22 protein-coding genes are annotated in these 22,910 nt (G+C 71.9%); 4 read left to right on the top strand and 18 right to left on the bottom strand.

What is annotated here, in order from left to right:
• Positions 1–7: 7 nt before the first annotated feature.
• Positions 8–1,180, bottom strand: a complete 1,173-nt coding sequence (locus N5079_RS08905) for an ROK family protein (protein ID WP_261583117.1) — start codon at positions 1,178–1,180, stop codon at positions 8–10.
• Positions 1,181–1,298: 118 nt separating this feature from the next.
• Here N5079_RS08905 and N5079_RS08900 point away from each other — a divergent pair, with 118 nt between their 5' ends.
• Positions 1,299–2,579, top strand: a complete 1,281-nt coding sequence (locus N5079_RS08900) for a Gfo/Idh/MocA family protein (protein WP_261583116.1) — start codon at positions 1,299–1,301, stop codon at positions 2,577–2,579.
• A gap of 16 nt (positions 2,580–2,595) precedes the next feature.
• On the opposite strand, the gene N5079_RS08895 is transcribed toward N5079_RS08900, so the two are convergent.
• The gene (locus tag N5079_RS08895; protein WP_261583115.1) at positions 2,596–3,447 is read right to left on the bottom strand and encodes an SGNH/GDSL hydrolase family protein; all 852 of its coding nucleotides are present in this window, start codon (positions 3,445–3,447) and stop codon (positions 2,596–2,598) included.
• Between the two features lie 167 nt (positions 3,448–3,614).
• Between N5079_RS08895 and N5079_RS08890 the strand changes: the two genes are divergently transcribed.
• A complete protein-coding gene (locus N5079_RS08890) occupies positions 3,615–4,838 on the top strand; it encodes an isochorismate synthase MenF (protein WP_261583114.1) in 1,224 nt (407 codons plus the stop codon).
• Between the two features lie 5 nt (positions 4,839–4,843).
• Here N5079_RS08890 and N5079_RS08885 read toward each other — a convergent pair whose 3' ends face one another.
• The 15 genes from N5079_RS08885 to N5079_RS08815 all read right to left on the bottom strand — a co-directional run bounded on the left by N5079_RS08885 (position 4,844) and on the right by N5079_RS08815 (position 20,556).
• A complete protein-coding gene (locus N5079_RS08885; protein WP_261583113.1) occupies positions 4,844–5,782 on the bottom strand; it encodes an oxidoreductase in 939 nt (312 codons plus the stop codon).
• 174 nt (positions 5,783–5,956) lie between these two features.
• Entirely contained in the window at positions 5,957–6,592 is a 636-nt protein-coding gene (locus N5079_RS08880) for a YigZ family protein (protein ID WP_261583112.1), read from the bottom strand.
• 45 nt (positions 6,593–6,637) lie between these two features.
• A complete protein-coding gene (locus tag N5079_RS08875) occupies positions 6,638–7,162 on the bottom strand; it encodes a DinB family protein (protein ID WP_261583111.1) in 525 nt (174 codons plus the stop codon).
• 100 nt (positions 7,163–7,262) lie between these two features.
• Positions 7,263–8,327: a hypothetical protein gene (locus tag N5079_RS08870; protein ID WP_261583110.1), complete on the bottom strand. Its 1,065-nt coding sequence runs from the start codon at positions 8,325–8,327 to the stop codon at positions 7,263–7,265.
• 165 nt (positions 8,328–8,492) lie between these two features.
• Positions 8,493–8,978, bottom strand: a complete 486-nt coding sequence (locus N5079_RS08865; protein ID WP_261583109.1) for a cupin domain-containing protein — start codon at positions 8,976–8,978, stop codon at positions 8,493–8,495.
• 42 nt (positions 8,979–9,020) lie between these two features.
• A complete protein-coding gene (locus N5079_RS08860) occupies positions 9,021–9,563 on the bottom strand; it encodes a flavin reductase family protein (protein WP_261583108.1) in 543 nt (180 codons plus the stop codon).
• A gap of 76 nt (positions 9,564–9,639) precedes the next feature.
• Positions 9,640–10,788, bottom strand: a complete 1,149-nt coding sequence (locus tag N5079_RS08855) for an acyl-CoA dehydrogenase family protein (RefSeq protein WP_261583107.1) — start codon at positions 10,786–10,788, stop codon at positions 9,640–9,642.
• The gene (locus N5079_RS08850; RefSeq protein ID WP_261583106.1) at positions 10,785–13,028 is read right to left on the bottom strand and encodes a molybdopterin-dependent oxidoreductase; all 2,244 of its coding nucleotides are present in this window, start codon (positions 13,026–13,028) and stop codon (positions 10,785–10,787) included. The genes N5079_RS08855 and N5079_RS08850 overlap by 4 nt, the downstream gene beginning before the upstream one ends.
• Positions 13,025–14,122 carry an LLM class flavin-dependent oxidoreductase gene (locus N5079_RS08845; protein ID WP_261583105.1) on the bottom strand — a complete coding sequence of 366 codons (1,098 nt, stop codon included), beginning with the start codon at positions 14,120–14,122 and terminating at the stop codon, positions 13,025–13,027. The genes N5079_RS08850 and N5079_RS08845 overlap by 4 nt, the downstream gene beginning before the upstream one ends.
• 9 nt (positions 14,123–14,131) lie before the next feature.
• Positions 14,132–15,202, bottom strand: a complete 1,071-nt coding sequence (locus N5079_RS08840; protein WP_261583104.1) for an LLM class flavin-dependent oxidoreductase — start codon at positions 15,200–15,202, stop codon at positions 14,132–14,134.
• On the bottom strand, positions 15,195–16,220 hold the full coding sequence (locus N5079_RS08835; protein ID WP_261583103.1) for an ABC transporter ATP-binding protein: 1,026 nt from the start codon (positions 16,218–16,220) through the stop codon (positions 15,195–15,197). Before N5079_RS08835 ends, N5079_RS08840 begins: the two co-directional genes overlap by 8 nt.
• The gene (locus tag N5079_RS08830) at positions 16,217–17,197 is read right to left on the bottom strand and encodes an ABC transporter ATP-binding protein (protein ID WP_261583215.1); all 981 of its coding nucleotides are present in this window, start codon (positions 17,195–17,197) and stop codon (positions 16,217–16,219) included. Before N5079_RS08830 ends, N5079_RS08835 begins: the two co-directional genes overlap by 4 nt.
• A gap of 13 nt (positions 17,198–17,210) precedes the next feature.
• Positions 17,211–18,047 (bottom strand): ABC transporter permease, encoded by an 837-nt coding sequence (locus tag N5079_RS08825; RefSeq protein WP_261583102.1) that lies wholly within the window; start codon positions 18,045–18,047, stop codon positions 17,211–17,213.
• Positions 18,044–19,036, bottom strand: a complete 993-nt coding sequence (locus N5079_RS08820; protein WP_261583101.1) for an ABC transporter permease — start codon at positions 19,034–19,036, stop codon at positions 18,044–18,046. The genes N5079_RS08825 and N5079_RS08820 overlap by 4 nt, the downstream gene beginning before the upstream one ends.
• Positions 19,033–20,556, bottom strand: a complete 1,524-nt coding sequence (locus N5079_RS08815) for an ABC transporter substrate-binding protein (protein ID WP_261583100.1) — start codon at positions 20,554–20,556, stop codon at positions 19,033–19,035. The genes N5079_RS08820 and N5079_RS08815 overlap by 4 nt, the downstream gene beginning before the upstream one ends.
• A gap of 125 nt (positions 20,557–20,681) precedes the next feature.
• On the opposite strand from N5079_RS08815, the gene N5079_RS08810 reads away from it, so the two are divergent.
• Positions 20,682–21,452, top strand: coding sequence for an IclR family transcriptional regulator (locus N5079_RS08810; RefSeq protein ID WP_261583099.1), 771 nt, complete (start codon positions 20,682–20,684; stop codon positions 21,450–21,452).
• Positions 21,453–21,556: 104 nt separating this feature from the next.
• Here N5079_RS08810 and N5079_RS08805 read toward each other — a convergent pair whose 3' ends face one another.
• Complete coding sequence (locus tag N5079_RS08805) at positions 21,557–21,970, bottom strand: substrate-binding domain-containing protein (RefSeq protein WP_261583098.1); 414 nt, start codon at positions 21,968–21,970, stop codon at positions 21,557–21,559.
• Between the two features lie 170 nt (positions 21,971–22,140).
• Here N5079_RS08805 and N5079_RS08800 point away from each other — a divergent pair, with 170 nt between their 5' ends.
• The gene (locus tag N5079_RS08800) at positions 22,141–22,878 is read left to right on the top strand and encodes a GntR family transcriptional regulator (RefSeq protein ID WP_261583097.1); all 738 of its coding nucleotides are present in this window, start codon (positions 22,141–22,143) and stop codon (positions 22,876–22,878) included.
• Positions 22,879–22,910 lie beyond the last annotated feature (32 nt).

The following is a 22,910-nucleotide window of genomic DNA, read 5'->3' as shown; positions in this document are numbered from 1 at the left end:
GCCCCTCCTACAACGTGAAGAGTGTCTGGATGGCGACAGCCGCGGCGCCGCGCGCCCAGTGCTCGAACGTCCGGGAGCGCAGGATCAGGCGGCAGTCGGCGGCGGCGCCGAACGCCTGGCCGGCGAACGCCTCGGTCATCAGCTCCTCGAAGCGGCCATAGCAGGTCAGCCCGGAGACGTCGCCCGTCACGATGATGCGCTCGGGTCCGATGAGGTTCGTCATGGCGGCCGTCGCGAGGCCGATGGCGTGCCCCGCCCGCGCGAACACCGCCCGGACCGCCTCATCCCCCGCATGGGCGGCCTCGATCGCGCCCTCCATCGTCAACTCCGCGTCGCCGACGGCCGCCCGCGCCGCCTCCAGGACGGGCCCGGTCCCGGCGATCGCCTCGACGCAGCCGCGCCCGCCGCAGTGGCAGGGCGGGTCCTGCCCACCCACGGGGATGTGCGCGATCTCCCCCGCGACCCCGTGCGACCCCGCCACCAGCCGGTCGTTGACCACGAGCCCGCACCCGATGCCGACACCCACGGTGACCAGCGCGAACGACGACGCGCCGATCCCCTCACCGAACCACTGCTCCGCCACGGTGAGCGACTTCACGTCGTTCTCGACGGTCACGGCGAGCCCGGTCGCCTCCGCGGCCCGCCGAGCCAGCGGCACCTGCCGCCAGCCGAGGAAGGGCGAGTAGCGCACCACCCCGTGCGCCTTGTCGACGTCGCCGGAGACCGCCAGCCCGAGCGAATGGCAGCGCTCGCCGTACGACGGGGACTCGGCGAGCAGCCCCGCGACGAACCCGGCGAGCTCCGCCACAACGTCGTCCACGGCGGCCGAGGCGAGCGGCCTGCGGGCCGAGACGAGCACCTGCGCCCGCAGGTCCGTGACCACCCCGATGAGCTCGTCTCCGGTGATCTTCACGCCGGTGAAGAACTCCCTGTCCGGCCTGATGTCCAGAGGGCTGGCCGGACGGCCCGCCCCCGGACCCGAGCGCTCGGTCGCCTCGAGCTCCCGCAGATATCCCGCCTCGATGAACGGCCGCGCCGCCTTGGTGACGGCTGCCGAGGACAGCCCCGTGCGCCTGGCTATCTCCACCCGCGAGACCGGCCCCTGTGTCAGAACCATGGTGAACACCGTGGCCGCGGCGGGGCTGGTCAGCGGTTCTGGGCGACGCACGGGAGCGAGCATGGCCGGATTCTATCCAATTAACTTCGTCAAGAATTGAATTGCTCGATACCACCGGAACGCCTCCGGCCCGGACAACGATCCTAGTGACCTCCGTCACCCCCACGCACGAGGAGACCTGATGCGCCGCTACGCGTTCGTCGGCCTTGGACACCGGGCCGCGACCTACTTCGACGCCCTGCTGAGCGACTACCGCGACCTGGGCGCCCCGGTCGCGCTGTGCGACACGAATCCGGCGCGGATGGCCCTCTACGGCCGGAGCCTCGGCCTGGCGGCCTACCGGGCCGAGGACTTCACGCTGATGCTGGAGAAGGAGCGCCCCGACGTGGTGGTCGTGACCACGCCCGACTTCACCCATCACCACTACGTGTGCGCGGCGCTCGACCACGGCCGCGCGGTGGTCGTCGAGAAGCCGCTCACCACGACCGCCGAGGGGTGCGCCGCCATCGCGGAGTCCGCCCGTGACGGCGACCTGACGGTGACGTTCAACTACCGCTACTCCCCGCGGAACTCCGAGGTGAAGCGGCTGCTCCTGGAGGGCGCGATCGGCACGGTCACCTCCGTGCACTTCGAGTGGGTGCTCGACACCATGCACGGCGCCGACTACTTCCGTCGCTGGCACCGCGACAAGGCCAACTCCGGAGGGCTGCTCGTGCACAAGGCCACCCACCACTTCGACCTGGTCAACTGGTGGCTTGGCGCCGCCCCCCGCACCGTCTACGCCCAAGCCGACCTGCGCTTCTACGGCAGCGGCAACGCCCCCGGGCCGCGCCCGGCCCGGGGCCACGGCTCGGGCCTCGCCGGGACCGACCCCTTCACGATCGATCTGGCCGCCCACCCCCGGCTCAAGGAGCTCTACCTCGACACCGAGCACGAGGACGGCTACCTCCGCGACCAGGACGTCTTCGCCCCCGGCGTCACCATCGAGGACAACATGTCGGTGCTCGTCCGCTACGACGACCGGGCGCTGCTCACCTACTCCCTCAACGCCCATGCCCCCTGGGAGGGATACCGGGTGGCGTTCAACGGCACCGAGGGCCGCCTCGAACTCGACGTCGTCGAGCGGGAGTGGGCCGCCCCCGAGTCCGCACCGGTCCTCGGCAGGGGTGCCAGGCGCCTCGGCCCCGCCGACGCCGACCGCGTGCGGGGCGAGCGGATCGTCCTGCAGCGGCACTGGGAGCCGGCCCGCGAGGTCGCCGTCCCCACGGGGACGGGTGGGCACGGCGGCGGCGACCGCCTGCTGCTCGACGACGTGTTCCGCGGGACCGCGGCCGACCCGCTGGGCCGCAGGGCCGGGGTCGAGGACGGGATCCGCGGCGTCCTCGTCGGCGTCGCGGCCAACCGTTCCATCGATTCCGGCGGGCCCGTCCATCTGGCCGACGGGGGGCTCCGCCTGGCGTGACCGTGACCGGGAGGGGTTAGGGCTCTGTGGCGGGGAAGAAGCCGGCGTCGAAAGTCACCTTGGCGAGGGCCTTCTGCCCGTCGGCGTTGGGGTGGAAGTAGTCCCACGCGCTTACGAGCTTCAGGGTGAAGGGGTAGGAGAAGACCGCGCCGCCGTCGTACCGGCAGGCGGGGCCGTACCGCGCGCACGCCTGCTTGAGCTGGTCGTTGTAGTCCATCACCCGCTCTCGCACCTCGTCGCGGCGGGCCTCGTCCTTCTTCGCCATCGATTTCGGGTTGGCCAGCATCGAGGGGCAGATGTTGCCGATGGTCCAGAACGTCCGGGCCCAGGCGTTGTCCCTGCCCGCCCGCCACAGCCGCTTCAGGTCGGGGATGCTGGCGACGAACACGCTCGCCCCGGTCGGCTTCAGCACGGCCAGCGCCTCGTCGATCCGCTGCCGGTAGGTCGCGACCGGCGTCATGGCCTTCGCCGACCCCATGCACGCGTCCTGGGCGCCGATCAGGATCGTGACGTAGTCGGCGCCCTTCTCCACCGCCTGGCGCGCCTGCCCCACGAGGTCGGCGCTGGTGGACCCGGGAACCGCGAAGTTCAGGTTGTGCCCCTTGATGGCCGGGCCGAGGGCGAGCAGCCGCAGGTAGTGGCTGTTGACCTCGGTGTTGTCCCCGGCGGCCCAGGACCGCGAGGTACACGAGACGTACCAGCCGCAGGCGTTGAAGCCCGCGCTTATCGAGTCCCCCAGCGCGGCCAGAACCCTGGGGCTCGTCTGAGCCCGCGTCTGTGGCCGCGTCTGTGGCCGTGTCTGCGCGTGGGCCGTGCCGGGTCCGAAGAGAACCGCCACAGCCAGGACTGACGTGATCTTCTTGATCATGAACACCTCCGGGAGACCAAACGTAGAGATCGCTCGGAGGTGTGCTCTATGACCACCAGGGAAGGCGTGCCTTCCGTGACCAAGTTCCTATCGCCGCTTGACACAGGGAGCCCCGCTGCGCGGGGGGCCGTGTCGAACACGTTCAGTTCCTGCGTAAAGTGAGTCGCGTGAGTGTCGCTCTGATCCGCCCCCTCGTGGTTCGCACGGTCGCGGTGAGCGACCCCAGGAACCTCCTCACCCGGCTGCCCGCCGCCGGGCCGTACGCCTGGGTCCGGCACGGCGAAGGGCTCGTGGGCTGGGGAGAGGCCGCCCGCGCGACGGTGCCGCCCGGTCCCGGGCGCTTCCAGTGGGCGCGCGAGTGGCTGTCGTCGCTCTTCGGCGACGCCCGCATCGACGACGAGGTCGGGATGCCGGGCTCGGGCCCCGTGGCGTTCGGCTCGTTCACCTTCGACGGCGACGCCGAAGGCTCCACGCTGGTCCTCCCCCGGGTGGTGCTCGCCCGCAGGGGCGGGCGAGCGTGGCTCACCACGATCGGCGACGACCCGTTCGACGCGGTCACGCCCTGGTTACCCCCCGGCCGCATCCGCTACGGCGACGGCACGCTCACCGCCCCCGAATGGCAGCACACGGTCGCGAGAGCCGTACGGAAGATCAAGACGGGCGCCCTCGACAAGGTCGTGCTGGCCCGCGACCTGATGGCCACGGCCGAGCGGGAGATCGACATCAGGGTGCTGCTGTCGCGGCTGGCCGCCCGCTATCCGGAGTGCTACACCTTCTCCGTCGGCGGCCTGGTCGGAGCCACCCCCGAACTGCTGGTCCGGCACACCGGCCAGTCGATCGAGTCGCTGGTCCTCGCCGGCACCACCGCGCGCGGCGGCGGGCCGGCCGAGGACGCGGCCCGCGGGGCCGCCCTGTTCGCCTCCGGGAAGGACCGCTACGAGCACGTCTGCGCCGTCGCGTCGGTCAGGGAGGCCCTCACTCCCCTGTGCTCGGCCCTCGACGTGCCCGCCCAGCCCGAGTTGCTGGCGCTCCCGAACGTGCAGCATCTCGCCAGCCGGGTCACCGGCCGGCTGTCGGACGGCGCGTCCGTCCTCGACGTGGTGGCCGCGATGCACCCCACCGCGGCCGTCGGCGGCACGCCGACCGGCACCGCCCTCAACGTGATCCGCGAACTGGAGGGCATGGACCGCGCCGGCTACGCCGGACCCGTCGGCTGGATCGACGCGCGCGGCGACGGCGAGTGGGGCATCGCCCTGCGCTGTGCCCAGATCTCCGGCGACCGCGCCCGGCTCTTCGCGGGCTGCGGCATCATGGGCGGCTCCGACCCCGCCGCCGAGCTCGCCGAGGCGCAGGCCAAGCTCCGCGTGATGCAATACGCCCTGGAAGGCTGACGAGCTCAGCCCTTCCCGCGGAGGTCCGCTCGCAGGGAGTCGATGCGGGCCACGTCGTCCGCGGAGAGCCGCAGCGCGCCGGCGGCCACGTTCTGTTCCAGGTGGTCCGGGTTGCCCGTGCCGGGGATGGCCAGCACATGGGGCCCGAGCCGCAGTGTCCACGCCAGCCGGACCTGCGCGGCCGTCACCCCATGCGCGCGGGCCACGGCGAGGATCTCCTCGCTCTCAGCGCCCGTCGCGCCCCTCTCGCGCCCGGCGCCGGCGATGGCGAAGAACGGCACGAACGCGACACCTTGCGCACCGCAGGCGCGCACGAACTCGTCGTCGTCGTGCCCCGCGTCGATGCCGTACCGGTTCTGCACGCAGACCACCGGCGCGATGGCCTGGGCCTCGGCCAGTTGTGCCGGCGTGACGCCGGAGACGCCCAGATGGCGGATCAGCCCAGCGGCACGGAGCTCGGCCAGCGCGCCGAAATGCTCGGCGATCGAGCCGTTTCTCCGGCTTGGCGGGACACGTAGGTTCACGACGTCCAGGTGGTCACGGCCCAACTGGCGCAGGTTCTCCTCGACCTGGCCGCGCAACTGCTCCGGCGTGGCCCACCACCACTCGCCCGACGGGTCCCGGCCCGCCCAGACCTTGGTGGCGACGACCAGGTCGTCCGGGTACGGCGCGAGCGCCCGGTTGATGAGCTCATTGGCGGAGCGCAGCGACGAGAAGTAGAACGCGGCGGTGTCGATGTGGTTGACACCGAGCTCGATCGCGCGCCGCAACACGCGGATCGAACGTTCCCGATCGCTCGGCGTGCCGAGGTCGAAGGCGGCGCTGCCGGTCAGGCGCATCGCGCCGAATCCCATCCGGTTGACTGTCAGGTCGCCGAGCTTCCAGGTGCCCGCGGCCGCCGCGGTGATCGCTGAGGTGATCGCTGAGGTGATCGCTGGGGTCATCGTGGCAGTGTGCCATATCCCCGAACAGCATCTCCTCCGGACGAACAGGAAGTGGAGGCTTCCCGTGACGGCGAACCGCAGCCGGGCGAGGCCGACGACGTCCATAGAGACTTCCAGGGGAGAAAAGCCGCCAGGACTCCTGCCGGTCCTGGATCAGCTTCGCTCGGCCAGGTGTCACTCGGCCACGTGGACGTGCTCGCCGAGGCTGGGGACGGCCCGGCCGGCGGTCGCCGTGGCCAGCCACTCCTCGAACCCGGGCACGCCGTCCAGTGCGACGTTCACCTCGAACGTGACCCGGTCGCCGTAGTCCACGTGCCTCAGCGCGTACGGCGAGGCCCGCAGGTCGCTCTCCAACCGGCCCGCCTGGGCGTGGTCCGCCGTCACGCGCACGACCCTCGCCGGGATCATCCGCACGCTCTCCGCCCGGTCCAGCGTCTCACTGACCGCCCCGCCGTACGCCCTGGCGAGACCACCGGCCCCCAGCAGCACTCCGCCGAAGTAGCGGGTGACCACGGCGGCCACGTCCGCGTACCCCCGCCGGCTCAGGACCTCCAGCATCGGCGTCCCGGCGGTCCCGCCCGGCTCTCCGTCGTCGTCGGCCTTCTGCGCGCCGGAGTGTCCCGGCTGTGCCCCGATGACGTACGCCGAGCAGTTGTGGGTCGCGTCACTCCAGCGCCGCTTGCGCCCGGCGACGAACTCCCGCGCGGCGTCCTCCGAGTCGACAGGGGCCAGCGCGCAGATGAACCGCGAGTGCCGGACCTCGATCTCATGCTCGGTGACATCACGGACGGTCAGGTACGGCACGGGCATCCGACAAGGCTAGCCAACCCGGCACACGGCTCCGCCCGGCGGGTGTCAGGCCCCGACGGTCCCGTCGATTCCCTCGCGGAGGAAGTCGGCGTGCCCGTTGTGCCGGGCGTACTCGTGGATCAGGTGCAGCATGACCATCCGGAGCGAGACGTCCTCACCCCACCGGGGCTGGTGGCCGATCACGTCGAGCGACTCCGCCTCCCGCTCGATCCGGCGCGAGTGGGCGACCTCCGCCTCCCATGCCTCGAACGCCTCCGACCGCGTGGCCGTGCTCGCGTCGTACGCCGCCTGGTAGTCGCCCTTCTCGGACCACACGAGCGGGACGTCCTCCCCGTTCATCGCCCGGCGGAACCATGCGCGCTCCACCTCGGCCATGTGCCGCACCAGGCCCAGCAGTGACAGCGTCGAGGGCGGCATCGACTGGCGGCGCAGGTCCTCGTCCGAGAGGCCGTCGCACTTCAGGGCGAGCGTCGCACGGTGAAAGTCGAGGTGAGCCCGCAGCATCTCGCGCTCCCCCGCGATCAGGGGCGGTCCGATCCGTTCGGTCGTCGTCGCTTTTTTCGTTTTCACGGCGACAATGGTGCCGGGTCCCACCTTGATCGCTATCGCGAGGGTGCGCCTTTACAAAGTAAGTCACAGCTTCGACGTCTCCACTGGGTGGTGGTCCCGGTCACCCTCGCAGCCAGTCGTCGAGCCTGACCAGAAGCGCGGGCTTCGCCACGACGCCCCCCATCCCCGGGAAGACCGCGGCGCAGGGAGCACGCCAGACACGGATCTCGGCGACCGCCCCGGTCACGTCAGCCACCCACACCACATCGAGGCGCTTGACCGGATCGGCCGTTGAACCCGCCACACCGCAGCGGGTCCAGTTGACGACCTCTGTGCCCCCGCCCTTTCTCACTTCCTCGATGGCCGTCGCGGTGTTGAGCAGGTCGCGAATCGGTCCCAGCTCGTCGCGCAGCGTCCGGCTGTGACCCAGCCGCAGCGTGTCGCCCTGCCGGACATAGCGGCAGGCGGTGACCGCCGCAAGCGGGCTCGGAAGGTGCGCGGCCGAACCACCACGGTTGCGGGCGATGTCGTCCCTGGGCACGTCGGTGATGACATCTTCGTTGCTCCGCCGGACACGCAGCACGGCTGGGCAGGCGGGAGCCGCGACGACGAACCCCCTGGACGCGAGCTGGTCCCGGTAGAACCCGAGAAATGTGTCGATCGGCTTACCGTCGGAAAAGTTGAGGTACCGGGTTCGCGCGCCGAAGCGGGCGGTGCCGCAGTTGCGGTCCAGCAGGACCACGGCGGGCGGCCCCTCGACGTAGTGAACCGCGAAGGACAGCTCTGAGGGAAAGCCGATATCGGTACACCCGGTCCCCACATGAACGTCCTCCGGCAGAGGGCGGCCTTCCGCCTTGCTCCGCGCGCGAATCCTCGCCTCCAGCTCGTCGCGGGTGGGCAGCGCGTTGAGCACGGTCACCATGTCGGCGACCCTGGTGGTGAGCGTCCGCGCTTGGCCTGACCATGGCGACCGAGCGGGCCTGCCTCTATAGGGCAACCGGGTGACCAGCTCGCACAACGTCACGGAGACGGCGCCGTCCGGCACCAGCGGGCCGGGCAGGTCGAAGACGTCCCGCTCCTCCACCCAGGCCGTCGGGCACCCGTCAGCACCAAGGGGCGGCCGCCGGACCGCGGGCATGGCGAAGGACGCCGAAGCGCCGAAGAGCAGGACGACTACCGCGATCACCTGCCCCAGACGCAGTCGACGCGGCGGTCGCCGCCCGTACACCCGCTTTTCCCCTGTAGACGGCATGAAGCGAATTTACGGGCTCCGGCGCGAAGCCGGGCGACAGCCGGGAAATCACAGAAACGCGCCTTTCCATGCCCAATTTCTGGCATCACGATTTGCGGGTCATTTGTTTCGGATGTCGCGGAGCGTCCAGCGGAGGTCGGGGAGGTTGACCACGATGGCCTCCTGTGAGCTGCGCGCGATGACGACGACCGCCTCGTTGTCGGGGTCGGGGTTCTCCTCACGATGCGGCACGAACGGCGGGACGAAGATGTAGTCGCCGGGTCTGGTGTCGACCCGCACCTCCCGCGGCTCGTCGCCGTCGATGTCTAGGAACACGAAAGACGGGGTGCCGCTGACGACGTAGATGGCGGTCTCGGAGTCGCCGTGGTGGTGGTTCGCCGATGATGTGGCCGGGGCGACGTGGGTCTGCCCCATCCAGAGCCGCGACGAGCCGACGGTGGCCCCGCTGATCGCGGCCCGGCGGTGCATGCCGGACGTCTGCGCCGTCTCCGACGTCAGCCCTCCGGGGACGATGTGGTGCAGCCGCCGATGGAACGGGTCGTCCGGCAGGTCGGCAAGACCCGGCGAAATGGGCACGTCACTCATGGTTCTCCTCCTCGGGCGCGCCTCCGATGGCGCGCCCGACAATCATGGTCCCTTGTCGCTGTCCGACGGGTGCGCGGCGAGGACGCCGAACGCGCCGTCGTGGTAGAGCAACGGCCCGTGCCCGTGGTCCACGTCGCCGTCGGTGACCAGGCCGATCACGAGCCGGTGGTCCCCCGCGATGAACCGCTCCTGGACGCTGCAGCGCAGCCACGCCGCCACGCCGTCCAGCACGGGTTCGCCGGTCGGCAGGGAGCTCCAGCGGGTCCGGGGGCCGAACCTGTCCGCGCCCTTGCGGGCGAACAGCCCGGCCACGTCGCGCTGCCCGGCCGACAGGATGTGGACGACGAAGCTGTCGGTGTCCCGGATCGCGGGCCAGCTCGACGCGCCGACCGAGATGCCGAACGACAGCAGCGGAGGGTCGAGCGACACCGACGCCACCGAGGTCGCCGTGAAACCGACGGGCCCGCCCTTCGACAGGGCGGTGACGACCGCGACGCCCGCGGCATGCCGGCGGAACGCCGAGAGGAACACGTCACCTGCCCCGCCGACCCCGGGCAGGCCGTTCTCGACCGCGTCGACGCTCATGCGCGGGCCTCCCCCGTCGTACGGCTCTCGCGCGGGCCAGTCCCCTGCCGGTGGTGAGAGGGCCAGTGGTGAGGAGTCATGTGGGGATGCTCCCTTCGGAGAGCGCGTGCGCTCCCGCGCCGGTGAGGATGGTGTCGTCCTGAGGGGTGTGGATGCGGCTGCACAGCACGTCGCGGTAGTGCCGTTCGATCGGGTTCCCCCGGTGCAGGCCGGGGTTGCCGATCAGCGCGATGCCGATCTCGACGGCCCTGATCGCGTTGCCGGTCACGGTGTACTTGACGAGCCCCGAGTCGGGCACCGGCTCCCCCGAGTCGACGGCGGCTGCCGTCGCGGAGAGCAGGCGGGAGTTGGTCAGCAGCAGCGCCTCGATCTCGCCCACCGCCGCCTGAAAGCGGGGCAGCGAGGCCAGCGGTCTGCCGAGGTTGGCCGGGACCCGCTCGTTCAAGTAGCGGACCAGCCAGTCGCGGGCCGCCCTGGCCACGCCGTCGTAGACGGCGCTGAGCAGCACGTTGTTCCACGCCAGGAACGGCAGGCCGCGCCCGGCTGGCGGTGCGCCGGGCGGGTTCACGTCCACGGCGTGGCCGGCCGGGATCCACGCGCCCGTGAAGATGACGTCGTCGCTGCGGGTGGCCCGCATGCCGAGGTGGTCCCAGGTCTCCTCGACACGGTAACCAGGCGTGCCGGCCTCCACCAGGAACGCCCCGACGAGGGGGTTCTCGTCGTCCGTGCGCGCCCATACCGAGAGCCAGCGCAGGGCGGGGATCCCGGTCGAATATATCTTGTGGCCGGTGACGCGCCAGCCGTCCGCCGACCGGGCGGCGACCGTCGCGGGCAGGCCGCCCCGGGCGGGCGTGCCGAGGTCGGGCTCGACCCGGAGGGCGTTGATCAGCGCCACGCCGTCGCGGTTCGATCGCTGCACGCGCTCCCGCACGGAGGCGGGCCACGGGTTGTCCGGACGGGCGAGCGCGGCGTGCGCCATCAGATGCTGGGCGGTGACCAGGCCCACCGACGGGTCGGCCTTGCCCACCTCGCCCAGGACCGCGGCGGTCTCCGCGAGCCCCGCCCCTCCCCCGTCGAGCTCCTTCGGGAGCGTCAGCGTGAGCACTCCGGCGCGGTGCAGGTCGTCGAACGCCTCGTGCGGGAAGCTCGCCTCCCGGTCGTGCCGCTCCGCCCGCTCCGCGATCCCGGCCAGCGCCCGGGCGAACTCGCCCGCTCTCACCGTCATGACGCGACCTCCCGGGAGAGCAGGCGCGGCGGCGCGAGCACGGTGACCGGCGGCGGGTCTCCGTCGAACCGTTCGACGTCGACCCGCGCGTGCTGCCCGGCGCATCCCTGGGACAGCCGTGAGGACGGCACGTCGGCGGTGAGGACGTTGGGGTTCCCGTGCACGCACAGGTCTCCCAGCGGGTCGTACCACGCGCCCGTCGCGAGCTGGACGACGCCGGGGCGCAGGTCTTCGGACAGTACGGCTCCCGCGAGGCAGGCGCCCCTGTCGTTGAACACCCGGACGACGTCGCCATCGGCGATGCCACGGGCGGATGCGTCAGAGGGGTGCATGCGCAGTGGCTCCCTTCCCGAGATCTTGCTCGCCTGGCTGACCGCGCCGGGGTCGAGCTGGCTGTGCAGCCGGGTCGACGGCTGGTTCGCGATCAGGAGCAGCGGATGAGGGTCCGGGCCGGGGTCCAGCCACACCGGGTGGCCCGGGCAGTCGTCGTAGCCGAATCCCGCCACGGTCGCCGAGGTGATCTCGATGCGGCCGCTCGGCGTCCGGAGCGGGCTGCCCTCCGGGTCGGCCCGGAAGCGCTCGAACAGGGTCTCCCGCTCGTGCCCGGGCGGCAGCTCAAGCTCGCCCGCCTCCCAGAACTCCGCGAACGGCGGCACCGGGAACGGGGCCGTCTCGCGCCAGGCCGTGTAGAGATGCTCCAGCCACTGCCGTGCCGTACGGCCCTCGGTGAACTCATCGTAGACGCCGAGCCGCGCGGCGAGCCCGGCGAGGATATCGTAGTCGTCGCGGGCCTCGCCGTACGGCTCGACGGCCCGGCGCATGGCGATGAGGTGGGTGTCCCGGCGGCCGCTGCCGAAGTCGTCGCGTTCGAGCGTGCTCGTCGCCGGGAGCACGATGTCGGCGTGCCGGGCGGTGGCCGTCCAGTACGGCTCGTGCACCACGATCGTGTCGGGCCTGGCGAACGCCCGGCGCAGCCGGTTGAGGTCCTGATGGTGGTGGAACGGGTTCCCGCCCGCCCAGTAGACAAGTCGAATATCCGGATATTTCAGTGTCTGTCCGTCGTAGTCGTAGGCCTCCCCCGGATGCAGCAGCATGTCGGCGATCCGGGCCACCGGGATGAACGTGGACACGGGATCGCGCCCCTGTGGCAGGTAGGGCAGCCTGCCCGTCGGCCCGTGACCGCCCACGTCGCCCATCGACCCGTAGCCGTGGCCGAAGCCGCCGCCCGGCAGGCCGATCTGGCCGAGCAGCGCGGCCAGGGCGATCGCGGCCCACACCGGCTGCTCTCCGTACCGGATGCGCTGCAGCGACCACGTCACGGTGATCAGCGTGCGGGAGCGCGCCATGCGCCGGGCGAGCTCACGGATCCCGTCGGCGGGGATGCCGCAGATTCCCGCCGCCCAGTCCGCGTCTTTCGGCTCCGTGAGGAGATAGCGCTCGAACGGGGCGAACCCTACGCAGTAACGGTCGAGGAAGCCGCGGTCGTGGAGTCCCTCCGAGACGAGGGTGTGGGCCAGGGCGAGCATCAGCGCGACGTCGGTGCCGGGCCGGATGGGATACCAGCGGGCGTCGAGGGGGAAGTCGGTCCGGAGCGGACTTATCAGCGCCACGTCGGCCCGTAGCGACTTCAGGTGGCCGGGGGTGACGTGGCGGGTCACGCCGCCGGGGGTGACGTAGACGTTCTTCTCGGGGACGCCGCCGAAGGCCACCAGCAGCTCGGTGTTCTCGGCGATGGTGGGCCAGGTGGAGGCTCGGCGCACCACCTGCTCGGAGTCCCCCACCACGTGGGGCAGGAGCACCAGCGACGTGCCGAGGCTGTAGGAGTTGCGCGACGAGGTGTAGCCCCCGGCGAGCCCGAGGAACCGGTGGAGCTGGCTCTGCGCGTGGTGGAACCGCCCCGCGCTGGCCCAGCCGTACGACCCCCCGAAGATCGCCTCGTTGCCCGACGTGCTCCGGACCCGGTCGAGCTCGGCGGCCACCAGGTCGAGGGCCTCGTCCCATCCGACCTCGACGAACTCCTCATCGGCCGCCCGGGGGCGGGGCCCCGGCCCGTGCTCCAGCCGGCTCCGCCGTACGGCCGGCCGGGCGACGCGGGCCGGGTGCCGCAGGGCGCTCGCCACGTTCCCGAGCAGCGGCGACGGCGCGGGATCCGCCGGGTGGGGAATCACCTCGACCTCCCCCCGGTTCATCCGCACGCCGAACGCCCCCCAGTGGGACGTAGTGGGGGTCGGGCGGGTCACGCTCCCGCGCCCACGGTGACGCGTCGCCGCTCGGCCGCTCCCGCGCGCAGCAGCGGCACCAGCCCGCCGCCCCACTCGACGACGTCGTCCAAGGGGTCGAACCCGCGGATGAGGAAGGTGGTGACGCCCAGGTCGTAGTACTTGAGCAGGGCCTCGGCCACCTGCTCGGGCGTCCCCACCACGGCGGTCGAGTTGCCGCCCGGCCCGGTCAGGTTGGTCACGCCGTACCACAGCCGCTCGTCGTGGACGTCGCCATGCGCGCCCTGCTCCTGGAGCCGCGCGGACCCCACCGAAGTGGACTCGCGGCCGAACCCCTGTCCCCACTTTCCCGCGCCGACCCGTTCGGCGGTTGAGGCGCGGATGCGCTCGGCCCGGTCCCACGCCTCCTTCTCGGTGGGGGCCACGATGGGCCGGGTGGACAGGCTGAACCTGACCGTCCGGCCGTGCCGGGCCGCCTCCTCGCGGACGGCCGCGATGCGCTCGGCGATCTGCGCGAGCGGCTCGCCCCACAGCATGTAGACGTCGGCGTGCTCGGCCCCCACCCGGACGGCGGCCGGGGACGCTCCGCCGAAGTACAGCGGCACCTCGCCATACGGCCTGACCGAGCTGAAGGCGCCCTGGAACCGGTAGAACGCGCCCTCGTGGTCGAACGGCCGCTCGAAGGTGAGCGCCCGGCGCAGCACGCTCATGAACTCCGCGGTCCGGCTGTACCGGTCGTCGTGGTCGAGGTAGTCGCCGTCGCGTCTCTGGTCGAGCTCGTCGCCGCCGGTGATGTGGTGGATCGCCACCCGCCCCGCGCCGGTCAGGTTCTCCAGCGTCGCGAGCTTGCGGGCCACCAGCGTGGGCTGGACGAAGCCGGGCCGGTGGGCGATGAGGACCTTGAGCCGCTCGGTGGCGTGCAGCACGGACGCGGCCACGGCGAACCCGTCAGGGCCGGTCGCGCCGTAGCCGATGAGCACCCGGTCGAACCCGGCCTCCTCGTGCGCCCGCGCGAACCGTGTCAGGTAGGCCGCGTCCACCGGCGACCCCTCGACGCGCCCGTGGGTCTCCGAGATGTCGTTGGTGGCCACCATGCCGAGGACTTCGATGGACATCTGGAACTCCTAGCTGAAGGCGGGGCTGAGGGCGGGGCGGCGCTCGTTGACGAGCCGGATGAGGGTGCCGTAGTCGACCGCGTCGGCGTAGGGCGAGTAGCCGCGGATCAGCAGCGTCGTGACGCCGATGTCCACGTAGTCGAGCAGGGCGTCCGCGACCTGCTCGTGGCTGCCGACGAGCGCGGTCGAGTTGCCACCCGCGCCGGTGGCCTTGGCGAGGGCCGTCCACAGCCGCTTGTCATGGACCTCGCCCTGGTCGGCGTACTTGAGCAGCCGCCTCGACCCCTCGGCGTTCGCGGGGTCGATCTTGAAGGTCTTGCGGAGGTCGCCGACGCGCTCCTTGGTCACCTCCAGGATGTCCTGGGCCCGGGCCCAGGCGGCCTCCTCCGTCTCGCCGGTGATCGGGCGGAGGCTGACGCTGAAGCGCGGGTCCCGGCCGTGGGGCGCGGCGGCCGCCCTGACCTGGTCGATCCGCTCCTTGATGCCGGCGATCGGCTCCCCCCAGAAGGCGTAGACGTCGGCGTGCTTGGCGCCGACGCGGACGGCGTCGGCGGACGCGCCGCCGAAGTAGATGGGGATCCGGCCCTCCGGCCGGACCGCCGACCACCCGCCCGCCACCCGGTAGAACTCGCCCTCGTAGTCGAAGGGCGTCTCGGAGTCCCACTCCTTGCGCAGGACGTCGAGGAACTCGTCGGTCCTGCGATACCTCGTCTCCTTGTCACTGAAGTCGCCGTCGCGGGCCTGGTCGGCGTCGTCTCCTCCGGTGATCACGTGCAGTGCCACCCGGCCCGGGTGGAAGGCGTCGAGCGTGGCGAACTTGCGCGCCGCGATCGTCGGGGCCACGAAGCCGGGGCGGTGCGCGAGCAGCACGCCCAGGCGGGTCGTGGCGGTCAGAGCCTGGCCGGCCACGATGAACGCGTCGGGGCTGCTCGACCAGTGCGCGACCAGCACCCGGTCGAACCCCGACTCCTCGTGTGCCCGCGCCAACTTCCGGACGTATTCGGGCTGGATCAGCGGACCCTCCGCCGCCGTGCTCTCGCTGGTCTCCTGTGTGCTGACGAGGCCGATGAACTCAACCATGGGCGTGATTCCTTTCCAGGCGGGATGCGGCTGAGGGCCAGGTGGCGGCGTGATGACACGCGACGTGGCGGTCGCCCGAGACGGCCGTCTCTGGCTGGATCGAGCAGTCCGAGGTGGCGAAGGGGCATCGGTGGGCGAACACACAGCCGCCCGCGACGCCCGTCGGGCCGGCTTGGCGGAGGGCCGCGAGCGAATGTCCGTGCACGCCGCTGACGCGGGGCGCGGAGGCCACCAGCAGCGCGGTGTACGGGTGGCGCGGGTCGCGGAAGACCTCCGTGACGGGGCCGTCCTCGACGATCCGGCCCCGGTACAGCACGGCGACCCGGTCGGCGATGCCCGCGAGCGAGCCGAGGTCGTGGGAGATCACCACCACGCCGATGCCGAGCTCCCGGCGGAGGTCGTCCAGCAGCCTGAGGATGTGGTTGCGGTTCGACGCGTCGAGCGCGCTCACCGGCTCGTCGCAGACGAGCAGCCTCGGGCCGGAGACGACCGCCCGCGCGATCGAGACCCGCTGGCGCTGGCCTCCGGAGATCTGCCCGGGCGTGCGGCTCGCCACGGAGGAGTCCAGCCCGACCAGTTCGAGCGCCCGTGCGACCTTCTCCCGGCGCTCGGCGGCGGGCACGCCCTGGATGGCCGGGCCCTCCCCGACGATCGCCGCGACGGTCAGGTCGGGGTCGAGCGAGCGCAGCGGATCCTGGAACACGAGCTGGACCCGTCCCGTGCGCCGGAACGCCCGCAGGCGGGAGCCGTCCAGGGCGGACACCGGAGCGCCCTCCACCTCGACGACGCCGCGGAGCGGCCTGACGAGTCCGAAGATCGTGCGGGCGAGCGTGGTCTTGCCCGACCCGGTCTCGCCGACGATCCCGACGATCTCCCCCGCCCGCACGGTGAGGCTCACGTCCCGGAGGATCGGTACGGCGGGGCGGCCGAGGGAGACGTCGATCCCGCGCACGGCGAGCAGCGGAGCCTCCGGGGAGGCCGCGGCCGCCGCCTCCCGGGCCGGAGCGGGCGCGCTCATCGGGCTTCTCCCATGAGAGCTCCGGCCCCGGCCAGGGCCACCTCGCTCGCCCGGACGCACCGTACGGCACGGCCCTCCGGGAGCGCGCTCAGTGGGATGTCTCCTTGCCGGCACGCGTCGGCGGCGAAGGCGCACCGGTCGGCGAAGCGGCAGCCCGTGACGGCCGCGCCTACGGGCGGCGGCTGTCCGGGGATGACGTCCAGCGTGCGGCGCCCCCAGTCGCCGACTGACGCGACGCGCAGCAGCGCCTCGGTGTAGGGGTGCCGGGGCGAGGCGAGGACCTCCTCGGTCGGCCCGGACTCGACGAGCTCGCCGCCGTAGAACACGGCGATCCGGTCGCACAGCTCGGCCACCACCGCGAGGTCGTGGGAGACGAACACGATGGAAAGGCCCCGCTCGCGCCGGAGCCGGCCTAGCAGTTCCAGCACCTCGGCCTGGACCGTCACGTCGAGCGCGGTGGTCGCCTCGTCGGCGACGAGGAGCTCGGGGTCGCAGGAGACCGCGATCGCGATCAGGACCCGCTGCAGCATCCCGCCGGACAGCTCGTGCGGATACTGCCCGTACACGCGCGCCGGGTCGTGCAGACCCATCCCGCCGAGCAGTTCGACCGCCTTGGCGCGCGCCGCCCGGCGGGGCAGCCCGGCCTTCACCCGCAGGACCTCGGCGAGCTGGGCGCCCACGGTGAGGGAGGGGTTGAGATAGGAGGCCGGGTCCTGGAAGACGGCGCCGATCCTGGCGCCCCGGACGGCCTCCCACTGGCGGCGGCCGAACGCCGTCAGGTCCTCCCCGCCGAACTCGACGCGGCCGCCGGTGACGGCGCAGCCGGGGGGGAGCACGCCGAGGACGGCACGGCAGGTGAGCGTCTTGCCGCTCCCCGACTCGCCGACGAGCCCCACCGACTCTCCGGGGGCGACGTCGAAGGAGACCCCGCGAACGGCCTCCGCTCCCCCGCCGACCGTCACCCGGAGGTCTGTCACGCTGAGCAACGGCCTAGACGACGGCATCGGCACGCACCCCCGTCGTGTCTCGTACGGCGTCCGCCAGCGCGTTGAGCGCGCCGACGGTGATCATGATGAGGAGGGCGGGGGCGAGCGGCGCGAGCGGCTGCTGGTGCAGGAACCCCAGGTCGCTGGCGAGGACGCCGCCCCACGTCGGGGCGGGCGGGGCGACGCCGATGCCGAGGAACGACAGCGACGAGACCACCAGGAGGCTGGCGGCCGCCGCGCCCGCCGTGGTGACCGCGATGGTGGGCAGCACCTTGCCCAGCACATGGGTGCGGACAACGCGCGTGCGGGACGCGCCGAGCAGCTCCGCCGCCTCGACGTACTGCGCCCGGGTGAACTCGATGGCCGAGGCCCGGGTCACCCGGAAGAAGACCGGCGCCAGCAGCACCCCGATGGCGAGCATCGCCTGGTGCGGGCCGTTGCCGAGCACGCCGGCGACGGCGATCGCGAAGATGATGAACGGCAGCGTCAGCAGCGCGTCGGCCACCCTCATCGCGACCCACTCGTAGACCCGCCCGAAGAACACCGAGACCAGGCCGGGAACCGCGCCGAGGACGAGCCCGGCCCCCACCGCCTCCAGCGTCCCGAGGACGGACGCCCCGGTTCCGCTGATCAGCCGCGAGAGCACGTCACGGCCCAGATAATCGGTGCCGAGGAGGTGGCCGCCGGACGGGCCGCGGAGCCGCTCGGCGGGGTTCTGCGCGACCGGGTCCAGGGGGCTGAGCCAGTCGCCGAAGACGGCCAGCGCCACGACCACGGCCAGCACCGCCAGCGACAGCCGCACCGACGGCAGCCGCCAGGCCCCGCGCAGCGAGACGCTCATCGGCTGCTCCCCGGATGGAGCCGGGCGACCACCATGTTGACCGCGAGGTTGGCGATCAGCACGATCACGATCGTGACGAGCAGCGCGCCCTGGATGACCGGCACGTCGTGCTTGAGCGCCGCTTCCCGGGTGAGCTGGCCGAGGCCGGGCAGCGCGAAGACCGTCTCGGTCACGACGGCCCCGCCGATCAGCCGGGGGACGTGCAGGCCGACCACCGTGATCGCCGGGCCGGCCGCGTTGCGCAGCGCGTGGCGGAACAGGACGCGCCGGGCGGACAGCCCGCGCACCACCGCCCCGGTCACGTAGTTCTGCCGGAGCGCGCCGACGAGCGAGGTGCGCAGTTGCCGGGCGATGTCGGCGGCGGCGTCGAAGGAGAGCGCGACACCCGGCAGGATGATCAGGCGGAGCCACTGGACGGGGTCCTGGTCCAGCGGCACGTAGCCGCCTGACGGGAAGAGCGGGATGGTGACCGCGAACAGCACGACGAGCCCGATGCCGAACACGAACGCCGGCACGGTGGAGGCGACCGCGCAGACTGCGGTGACCGCCCGGTCGAACCGGCCGCCGTCGCTCACCGCCGCGCCGAGCCCGGCCCCGCCCCCGATGAGCACGGCGAGCGCCACCGCGAGCACGGTGATCGACAGATCGACCTTCAGCCCCTGCACGACGCTGTCCGCGACAGGGAGCTGCGTGAACCACGACCGGCCGAGGTGGCCGGTGACCGCGTCGCCGAGCCAGGTGACGTACTGGACGAGGAAGGGCCGGTCCAGCCCGAACTCATGGCTCATCCGCGCGATGTCCTGCGGTGTCGCCGTCTCCCCCAGCACGGCCGCGGCGGGGTTGGCGCCGCCGAGCGCGCCCAGGCCGTAGGTGACGAAGGTCGAGACGACCAGAACCGTCACGAGCGACGCCGTGCCACGGGCCATGCGGGCGACGCGGGCCACTGTCCCGGCCCGCCAGGCGGGCCGGGGAACGATCAGGGAGGTCATGGCGCCGCGATCCGCACGCCGTCGAACCGCTGTACGGCGATGCCGCGCGGCAGCTCCGAGACCTTCGGGTTGCGGGCGAAGATTCGGGGCGTGGAGAACAGCCACACATTCGGCAGCTCGCGGACCCCGATGGCGGTCGCCTTCCGGACGGCCTCGGCATAGGCCGGGTCGTCGATCGGCGTGGTCCGGACCTTTTCGAACTGCTGGAGCAGCGCCTTCGGCGTGGTGCGGCCGGGGTTCATCAGGCCCTCGGGGCCGTAGACGACACTCAGCGCCTGCAGGGGGGACTCGCGGCCGACGAAGCCGTCGGGCGCGAGGGCGACGTTGTGCTGGACGTAGACGAGCTGGGTGTGCTGGGCGGGGGCGATCAGCTTGATCGTGGTCCTGATGCCGGCCTCCTTGAGCTGCTCCTGCACCTGCTCCGGCAGGCCCTCCGGCGTCGCGGTGGTGAGCGGGACGTCCACCCCGTTGGGGTAGCCCGCCTCGGCGAGGAGCTGCCTGGCCTTTGCCGGGTCGTGCGGGTAGAGGCCTTCGAGCGAGGGGTCGTAGCCGACGTGGCCCTTCGGGAAGGGCTGCACGTTTACCTCCCCGATCCCGAACTGGGAGGTGTCGAGCAGCGCCTTCCGGTCCACCGCGTACTTCAGCGCCTCGGTGACCTTGGGGTTGTCGAACGGCGGGATCCCGCTGTTCACGTCGAGGACCCGGACCGTCAGCGACGGGATGACGTCGACCTTCAGCCCGGCCGCCTTGGCCGCGTCGATCTGGCTGGGCGGGATCGTGGCCACGTCGTACTGCCCGGACTGGAGGCCCGCGACGACGGTGGCCGGCTCGGGGATGGCCTTCACCTCGAATCCCGCCAGGTGGATGTTCGCGACGTCGTAGTAGGAGGGGTTGCGCCGGAGCGTCGCGTGGTCGTTCGGCACCAGCTGGACCAGCGTGAACGGCCCGGCGCCGACGGGCTTGGCGCTGACTCCCTTGGAGTCGGCCTCGAACGCCTTGGGGCTGACGACCATGCCGGTCTTGCCGGCGAACAGGTAGGGGATCTGGTAGTCGGGCTGGGTCAGGAGCACCGTGAACTCCTGTGGGCCGGCGACCTTCACGTCGGCCACGCTGTGGAGCTGGGATGCGATCAGGGAGTCCTTCTCGTCCCGCCCGCGCAGGATGCTCTTGCGCACGGCCTCCGCGTCCAGTGGCGAGCCGTCGCTGAACGTCAGACCGGGCCGCAGGGTGAACGTGATCTCCTTGCCGCCCGCGCCGTACTTCCAGGCGGTGGCGAGGCCGGGGATCGGCGTGCCCTTGTCGTCCAGCCGGGTGATGGAGCCGTAGACGAGCGACAGCGCGTTGACGTCGTTGCCGGCGCTCGAGGTCACCGGGTCCCACGTCGTCGGGAGACTCCACCCCCACTTGAGGGTGCCGTCGGCCGTCTGGGCGGTGGTCCCGGCAGGGGCACCGCCACAGGCGCCGAGCGCCAGGACGGCCGCGGCCAGCGCCAACGCGATGAATGGGCGTCTACCTGACATGAGACGGGGATCCTCTCGTAGGGCATATCCCACATTGCATGATCTATGTCCCACATCGTAAGAATCCCCCTAAAACCTGTCAATAGACTAGGGAATTGTCTGGCGCGGCGCTCTAAGCTGTGCTGGTGGACACGGAGAACCTTCGGAGGGGCACCCAGGCGGTCGACCGGGCGATCGCGGTCCTGCGCGCCTTCGAACGCACGCCGACCCTCACCCCGACCGAGGTCGCGCACCGGCTCGGCCTGTCGGTGAGCACCGCACACCGGATCATCCGCGCGCTTCACTCGGCGGGGATGCTCGGCCAAGACCAGGTCACCGAGCGCTACCACCTGGGGATCACCACGGCCACCCTCGGGCGTCTCGCGCTCGAACGGCTCGGCGCCACGATGATGCTTCCCGAGCTGGAGAAGCTCCGCGACCGGACCGGCGAGGCGGTCAATCTGGGCGTCCGGATCGGCGACGAGGTCGCGGTGCTGCTGCAGGTGCCCTCACGGCACCCCCTGCGCTACGAGCAGGAGCCAGGGTCGCGCAACCCGATCCACGTCTGCGCGATGGGCAAGGCGCTGCTCGCCTTCGGCGACCCGGTGGTCACGATGGAGGAGCCGTTCACCCGCTACACCGGCACGACCATCACCACCCGCGCCGAGATGGCCGCCGAGCTCGACCGGATCAGGAGCCGCGGGGCGGCGGTCAACTTCGAGGAGCGGGTGGTCGGCGTCCGGGCCGTCGCGGTCCCGCTGCGCGACGGCCGCGGCGCCGTGCTGGCGGCGATCGCCATCCAGGGCCCGGCCGTACGGCTCGGCGACGACCGGCTCCCCGAGCTGACCGACGAGCTGACGAAGACCGCCTCCAGCCTGGCCGCCGCCCAGCGCGGCCTCCCCACACCTTCCGCGTGATCATGCACGGGTTCCCGCGTACCGCCCCCTACCTGCCAGACTCCGATCGTGATCATGCACGGACTCCGTGCGACCGATGTCGGGACATCGGTCGCACGCCGGCCTCACCGATCGTCGCGGGCGGCGATCGCGACCGCGGGGTTGAGCGTCAGGACGCCGTTGATCGACTTGTCCGTCTGCAGCTTGGCCGTGATCTTGGAGGTGACGTCCGCGAGGTTGGCCATCGAGACCACGATGGCGTCGGCCTTCTCGCTCACGGCCTGATCGATCAGCTGTGACTGCTTCGCCGGGTCGCCGTCGCCCTGGTAGGTCACCCTGACGCCGTACTGCTTGCCCGCGGCCTCCGCGCCGTTCTTGACCACGTCCCAGAACGCCCTATGGGTTATCACCGCGAAAGTGGCGCCGGGCGCGAACGCCGCGGCGTCCTCCGATGGTTTGTCCTGTCCGCCGCCCGGGCTCGAACACCCGCTCAGGGCGCCCAGCAGCACGGCGACGATCGCGACACTCATCAGCTTCATCGCTGTCTCCTCACGTCGGCTCTTGCCCCTCGTGAGATCACCGGTGCTTTTTCTAACCCTCAGGGAACGAGTGTCAATGATTTGTCCTGACAATAGGACTTTCTATGCTGGTGCTGATTGTCCGGACATCCTGACGGCCGTTAAGATCAGGCCCGGCTGAGGAGGAGAACATGAGCAACCTGGAGATCGACCTGGACCGGTCGAGCCCGGTCCCCCTCTACTTCCAGGTCGCCGAGCAGATCTCCGAGGCCATCCGGCGCGGTGACCTCCCGCCCGGCTCCCGCCTGGACAACGAGATCCTCCTGGCCGACCGGCTGGGCCTGTCCCGCCCGACGATCCGGCAGGCGATCCAGTACCTCGTGGACAAGGGCCTGCTCGTCCGCAAGCGCGGCGTGGGCACGCAGGTCGTGCACGGCCAGGTCAAGCGGTCGGTCGAGCTGACCAGCCTCTACGACGACCTCCGGCGGGCCGGGCAGGAGCCCGGGACGCGGGTGCTGTCCATCGACACGGTCGCCGCGGACGACGGCATGGCGGCGGTGCTCGGCCTCCCGGCCGGGACGGAGCTGCTCAGGGTCGAACGGCTCCGCTACGCCGGGGGAGAGCCACTCGCCCTCCTGCACAACTGGCTGCCGCTGAGCACCGCGCCGCTGTCGGCTTCCGCGCTGGAGGAGCGCGGCCTCTATGAGCTGCTCCGGGCGGCCGGAGTGCGGATGAGGGTGGCCAACCAGCGAATAGGGGCGAGAGCGGCGACCCCGGCCGAGGCCCGGCTGCTGGACGAGCGCCGGGGCGCGCCGCTGCTGACCATGGTCCGCACGACCTACGACGACCAGGGCAGGGCCGTCGAGCACGGCTCCCACGTCTACCGCGCCTCGCACTACTCCCTCGAGGTCACGCTCATCGAGCGCTGACCGGGAGACCCACGCATGATCACGGCCGGGAT

Origin of the sequence: Planotetraspora sp. A-T 1434 (genome assembly GCF_025420585.1) — a bacterium.
Classification (GTDB): domain Bacteria; phylum Actinomycetota; class Actinomycetes; order Streptosporangiales; family Streptosporangiaceae; genus JAOEGB01.
This window is presented reverse-complemented; position numbering and strand designations above follow the sequence as displayed.